This window comes from Actinosynnema sp. NPDC059797 (assembly GCF_042732085.1).
GTDB lineage: Bacteria > Actinomycetota > Actinomycetes > Mycobacteriales > Pseudonocardiaceae > Actinosynnema.
In genome coordinates this window covers 1-3,110 of sequence record NZ_JBHWIE010000578.1, presented here as the reverse complement: position 1 = coordinate 3,110, position 3,110 = coordinate 1, and the positions used below count along the sequence as shown (strand labels likewise).

Below are 3,110 nucleotides of genomic sequence, written 5' to 3'. Positions count from 1 at the left end.
GGGTGCGGGTGGAGCGGTGCCGGGACCTGTGGCACGTCGAGCACCTCCTGCTGGCCTACCAGGAGCGGCACCGGGAGCCGCGCGGGTTGGGGGCAGCCCTCGCCCGGCTGCGCGGGTTGCCGGTGCCCGAGGACCACGGGCCGCGCAGGCGCGACACCCAGCCGACGCTGTTCGAGCCCGAGCAGGAGCGGTTGCCCGGTGGCGCCGACCCGCTGGACGCGGTGATCGCGGTGCACGGCGAGCAGCAGCGGGTGGCCGCGGGCCTGCCGCACGCGGACCGGCTGCGGCTGCTGTTCGCGGCCGAGTCGGCGAGCGCGCTGGCCGCCGCCGAGATGACGCACTTCGGCCTGCCGTGGCGGGAGGACGTGCACGAGCGGCTGCTGGAGGACCTGCTCGGCCCCCGGCCGGCGAACGGGGCGCGGCCGCGGGTGCTGGCCGAGCTGGCGGACCGGATCACGGCGGCGTTCGGCGGCAGGCAGGTCAACCCGGACCACCCGCCGGGGATCGTGCGGGCGTTCGCGCGGGAGGGCGTGGACGTCCCGTCGGCGCGGGCGTGGGTGCTCAGGCGCGTCGACCACCCGGCCGTCGAACCGCTGCTGGAGTACAAGGAATTGGCCCGGCTGTGGGTCGCGCACGGGTGGTCGTGGCTCGACACGTGGGTGTCGGGCGGGCGGTTCCGGGCGGACTACGTGGTGGGCGGCGTGGTGTCCGGGCGGTGGGCCACGCGGGGCGGCGCGGCGCTGCAGATCCCGCGCGTGCTGCGCACGGCGGTGCGGGCCGACCCGGGGTGGAAGCTGGTCGCGGCGGACGCGGCCCAGCTGGAGCCACGCGTGCTGGCGGCGCTGGCGGACGACCGGGAGTTCGTCGAGGTGTCCACCGACGACGACCTCTACACGACGCTGGCGGACGAGGCCTTCGGCGGCGACCGGGACCGGGCGAAGGTCGCGATGCTGTCGGCGATGTACGGCGGCACGGGCGGCGAGGCCGGTCCGGCCATGGCCGTGCTCCGGCGCCGGTTCCCCGTGGCCGTCGGCTACGTCGAGGCCGCCGCCCTGGCGGGCGAGCAGGGCCGGGCGGTCCGCTCCCGGCTGGGCCGCACCAGCCCGCTGCCGTCGGAGGCGTGGCGCGAGCTGACCGGCAGCGCGGACGACGGCGAGGACGCGCTGCGCCGCTCCCGCCGCGCGGCCCGCGACTGGGGCCGCTTCACCCGGAACTTCGTCGTGCAGGCCAGCGCCGCGGACTGGACGGCGGCCCTGCTGGGCGCGCTGCGCCGCCGCCTCCACCACACCGCGCCGGCCGCGCATCTGGTCTTCTTCCAGCACGACGAGGTCCTGGTGCACTGCCCGGAGGACCAGGCGGGGGTGGTGTGCGCCGAGGTCGCCGCGGCCGGCGAGGAGGCCACCCGCCTGGTCTTCGGCGACACCCCGGTCCGCTTCCCCCTCAAGGCCGTCGCGGTCGACACCTACGCCGACGCCAAGTGACCGCCGGGCGCCCGTTGAGCCGTTCGGGCTCTTGAACGATCATCATGAGAGCGCTCTCATGAGAGGGCCGCCGTCGTCCCCGTCGCGCAGGACACAGTGACAAGGAGGTCACCGCCATGGCGCTCAACCCGAGCCGACGGCGGGTGCTCGCGACCGCTGCCGCCCTCATCACCGCCGTCCCCCTCACCGCCCTCGCCACGGCCGACGCCTCGGTGCCGTCCACCCCACCGGGCTGGACGCTCCAGTGGAGCGACGACTTCACCGGCCCGGCCAACACCCTGCCGTCCTCGCAGAACTGGATCTTCGACCTCGGCCACGGCTACCCGGGCGGCCCCGGGAACTGGGGCACCGGCGAGATCCAGAGCTACACCAACAGCACGAACAACATCAAGCTCGACGGCGCGGGCAACCTGCGCATCACCGCGCTGCGCGACGGCGGCGGCAACTGGACCTCCGCCCGCATCGAGACCCAGCGGGCGAACTTCAAGCCGCCCGCGGGCGGCAAGCTGGCGATCGAGAGCCGCCTCCAGATGCCCAACGTCACCGGTCAGGCGGCGCTCGGCTACTGGCCCGCGTTCTGGGCGCTCGGCTCCCCCTACCGCGGCAACTACTGGAACTGGCCCGCCATCGGCGAGTTCGACGTCATGGAGAACGTCAACGGCATCAACTCCGTCTGGGGCGTGCTGCACTGCGGCGTGAACCCCGGCGGCCCGTGCAACGAGACCAACGGCCTCGGCGCGAGCAGGCAGTGCCCCGGCTCGTCGTGCCAGTCGGCGTTCCACACCTACCGGTTCGAGTGGGACGAGAGCAGCAGCCCCAAGCAGCTCCGCTGGTACGTGGACGGCCAGCAGTTCCACAGCGTCAGCCAGAACCAGCTCGACGCCACCACGTGGAACAACATGACCGGCCACGCCGGGTACTTCCTGCTGCTGAACCTGGCCATCGGCGGCGCGTTCCCCAACGGCGTCGCCGGCCACGCCACGCCCACCTCGGCCACCGTGCCGGGTCACTCGCTGGTGGTCGACTACGTCGCGGTGTGGTCGGCGGGCGGCGGCGGCAACCCCACCACCACGACCACCACCACCCAGCCCGGCGGCAGCGGCTGGGACGCCTACGCCGAGATCCAGGCCGAGCAGGCGACCTCGCGCAGCGGCGGCACGATCGAGTCGGCCGAGGGCGGCCAGGCGGTGGCGCAACTGCGCAACGGCGACTCGCTGCGGTTCTCCGGCGTCCGGTTCGGCTCGACCACCGCGCGCCAGTTCTACGGCCGGGTGGCGTCCGGCGCGGCGGGCGGCGCGAGCGGCCTGGTCGAGGTGCGGCTGGGCAGCCCGACCGCGACACCGGTCGGCAGCTTCGCCGTCGGCAACACCGGCGGCTGGCAGAGCTGGCGCACGGTGCCCGCGAACATCTCGGGCATCACCGGCACGCACGACGTCTACGTCACGTTCACCAGCGGCCAGCCCAACGCCTACGTGAGCGTGAACTGGATCAGGTTCGGCACGTGAGAACCGTGGCGGGCCGCGCCCGCCGCCCCCCCCCCCCGCCCGCCCCCCCCCCCCCAAGGGGTGGGGGGGTGCGGTCGAAGCCCCCAACCCACCCCCCGGGGGCCCGAGGCGCCGGCCACCAACC

The 3,110-nt window shown here is 74.9% G+C and carries 2 protein-coding genes; both read left to right on the top strand.

Annotated features, from left to right (window positions below; translation table 11 throughout):
• On the top strand, positions 1-1,481 hold a 1,481-nt coding region (locus ACFV4N_RS41870), incomplete at its 5' end, for a bifunctional 3'-5' exonuclease/DNA polymerase (protein ID WP_499678251.1).
• Positions 1,482-1,597: 116 nt separating this feature from the next.
• Complete coding sequence (locus ACFV4N_RS41865) at positions 1,598-2,986, top strand: carbohydrate-binding protein (RefSeq protein ID WP_499678250.1); 1,389 nt, start codon at positions 1,598-1,600, stop codon at positions 2,984-2,986.
• Positions 2,987-3,110 lie beyond the last annotated feature (124 nt).

Bases quoted from the DNA above. Each gene is read 5' to 3' on its own strand.
- ACFV4N_RS41865 (WP_499678250.1), top strand. From the start codon at position 1,598: ATGGCGCTCAACCCGAGCCGACGGCGGGTGCTCGCGACCGCTGCCGCC.